This is a genomic window from Pedobacter sp. UYP30 (genome assembly GCF_040547165.1).
In the GTDB taxonomy this organism is placed as follows: domain Bacteria; phylum Bacteroidota; class Bacteroidia; order Sphingobacteriales; family Sphingobacteriaceae; genus Pedobacter.
Map to the genome: position 1 here is coordinate 1 of NZ_JBEPPD010000044.1, position 2,698 is coordinate 2,698.

A 2,698-nucleotide genomic window follows, 5' to 3' on the forward strand; every position below is an offset into this window, starting at 1 on the left:
AAAGTCCATAAACAGGAAGGTCCCCGTAGCGTTTCCGCTACGGGGACCTTCCCTCTTTTAAGATCTGGCACCGACCTACTCTCCCACGTGTTACCGCAGTACCATCGGCTCTGGCGGGCTTAACTTCTCTGTTCGGAATGGGAAGAGGTGGACACCGCCGATATAGGCACCTGAATATTTTAAAAAGTTGTACGTTATAAGTTGTAAGTTATACGTAGAACGTTACACTTAGAACTTTTAACTCCAACTAATGACATATTTATCGGAAGAAGAAAGAAAGAACATCGCAGACAACAGTATGTTGCCCTTGAAAGCCTCGGGTGATTAGTACTACTCGACTGTGCCGTTGCCGACTTTACATCTGTAGCCTATCGACGTGGTAGTCTCCCACGGCCCTATATGGAACTCTCATCTCGTGGCTAGTTTCGCACTTAGATGCTTTCAGCGCTTATCTATTCCCAGCGTAGCTACTCTGCAGTGCCCCTGGCGGGACAACAGATTCACTAGAGGCTGGTCCAACCCGGTCCTCTCGTACTAAGGTCAGCCCCACTCAAAATTCCTACGCCCACAACAGATAGGGACCGAACTGTCTCGCGACGTTCTGAACCCAGCTCGCGTGCCACTTTAATCGGCGAACAGCCGAACCCTTGGGACCTTCTCCAGCCCCAGGATGTGACGAGCCGACATCGAGGTGCCAAACCTCCCCGTCGATATGAGCTCTTGGGGGAGATCAGCCTGTTATCCCCAGCGTACCTTTTATCCTTTGAGCGATGGCCCTTCCATGCAGAACCACCGGATCACTATATCCGTCTTTCGACCCTGTTCGACCTGTATGTCTCACAGTCAAGCAAGCTTATGCTATTGCACTCCGCGTACGGTTACCAAGCGTACTGAGCTTACCTTTGAAAGCCTCCGTTACCTTTTTGGAGGCGACCACCCCAGTCAAACTACCCATCAAACAATGTCTCCCGAATCATCGGGATTAGACACCGGACACGGAAAGGGTGGTATTTCAACGTTGGCTCCACGACGCCTAGCGACGCCGCTTCGAAGCCTCCCACCTATCCTACACATCCCGTGCCCAATATCAATGTTAAACTATAGTGAAGGTGCATGGGGTCTTTCCGTCCCGTTGCGGGTACCCGGCGTCTTCACCGGGACCACAATTTCACCGAGCTCATGGCTGAGACAGCGCCCAGATCGTTACACCATTCGTGCAGGTCGGAACTTACCCGACAAGGAATTTCGCTACCTTAGGACCGTTATAGTTACGGCCGCCGTTTACCGGGGCTTCGATTCAATGCTTCTCATTGCTGATGACATCCCCTCTTAACCTTCCGGCACCGGGCAGGTGTCAGGCCTTATACCTCATCTTTCGATTTTGCAAAGCCATGTGTTTTTGTTAAACAGTCGCCTGGGCCTTTTCACTGCGGCTGGTATCGCTACCAGCGCCCCTTCTCCCGAAGTTACAGGGCCATTTTGCCGAGTTCCTTAGCCATGATTCACTCGAGCACCTTAGAATCCTCTTCCCGGATACCTGTGTCGGTTTGCGGTACGGGTATTCATAGCCTGGAGCTTAGCGGTTTTTCTCGGGAGTCTGATTACCTGCGCTATCCGCTCGCCCGGGGGCTCGCGGTACTATCGGCGTTCGGCTAGGTCGGCGGATTTGCCTACCGTCCCAATACCTACAGCCTTCAACGATCTATTCCGTCAGATCGCGGCAGTGTCACTACTCCGTCCCCACATCGCAGCTATAAATAGTACGGTAATATTAAACCGTTGTCCATCGAATATCCCCTTCGGGTTCTCCTTAGGTCCCGACTGACCCTGATCCGATTAGCGTTGATCAGGAAACCTTATCCTTTCGGTGGCGGTGTTTCTCGCACCGCTTATCGTTACTTATGCCTACATTTGCTTTTCCAGACGCTCCAGCACCCATTGCCAGGTACCTTCTCCGCTGTCTGGAATGCTCCCCTACCGATACTGTACGTAGTACAGATCCCATAGCTTCGGTGTACGGTTTGATGCCCGTTTATTATCCATGCCCGATCGCTCGACTAGTGAGCTGTTACGCACTCTTTAAATGAATGGCTGCTTCCAAGCCAACATCCTAGCTGTCTGTGCAATCGGACCTCGTTAGTTCAACTTAACCGTAACTTGGGGACCTTAGCTGATGGTCTGGGTTCTTTCCCTCTCGGCCCGGGACCTTAGCACCCCGGGCCTCACTGCGGCGCATGTCATACAGCATTCGGAGTTCGTCTGGATTTGGTAGGATTTGACTCCCCCGCACCCAATCGGTAGCTCTACCTCTGTATGACTCTATCGCCACGCTGTTCCTAAAAACATTTCGGGGAGTACGAGCTATTTCCCAGTTTGATTGGCCTTTCACCCCTACCCACAGATCATCCGGAAACTTTTCAACGTTTATCGGTTCGGTCCTCCAGTACGTGTTACCGCACCTTCAACCTGTCCATGGGTAGATCACAAGGTTTCGCGTCTACCCCCACTGACTATACGCCCTGTTCAGACTCGCTTTCGCTTCGGCTCCGGACCTCAAGGTCCTTAACCTTGCCAGTGAGGAGTAACTCGTAGGCTCATTATGCAAAAGGCACGCCGTCACGCCACCTGGACGCTCCGACCGCTTGTAAGTACACGGTTTCAGGTTCTATTTCACTCCCCTGTTCGGGGTTCTTTTCAC

2 rRNA genes are annotated in these 2,698 nt (G+C 52.2%); both read right to left on the bottom strand.

Features of this window, described 5'->3' with window-relative positions:
* Window positions 1-62 precede the first annotated feature (62 nt).
* A 5S ribosomal RNA gene (gene rrf / locus ABIB40_RS20500) occupies window positions 63-174 on the bottom strand.
* 130 nt (window positions 175-304) lie between these two features.
* Window positions 305-2,698, bottom strand: a 23S ribosomal RNA gene (locus ABIB40_RS20505); the annotation flags it as partial.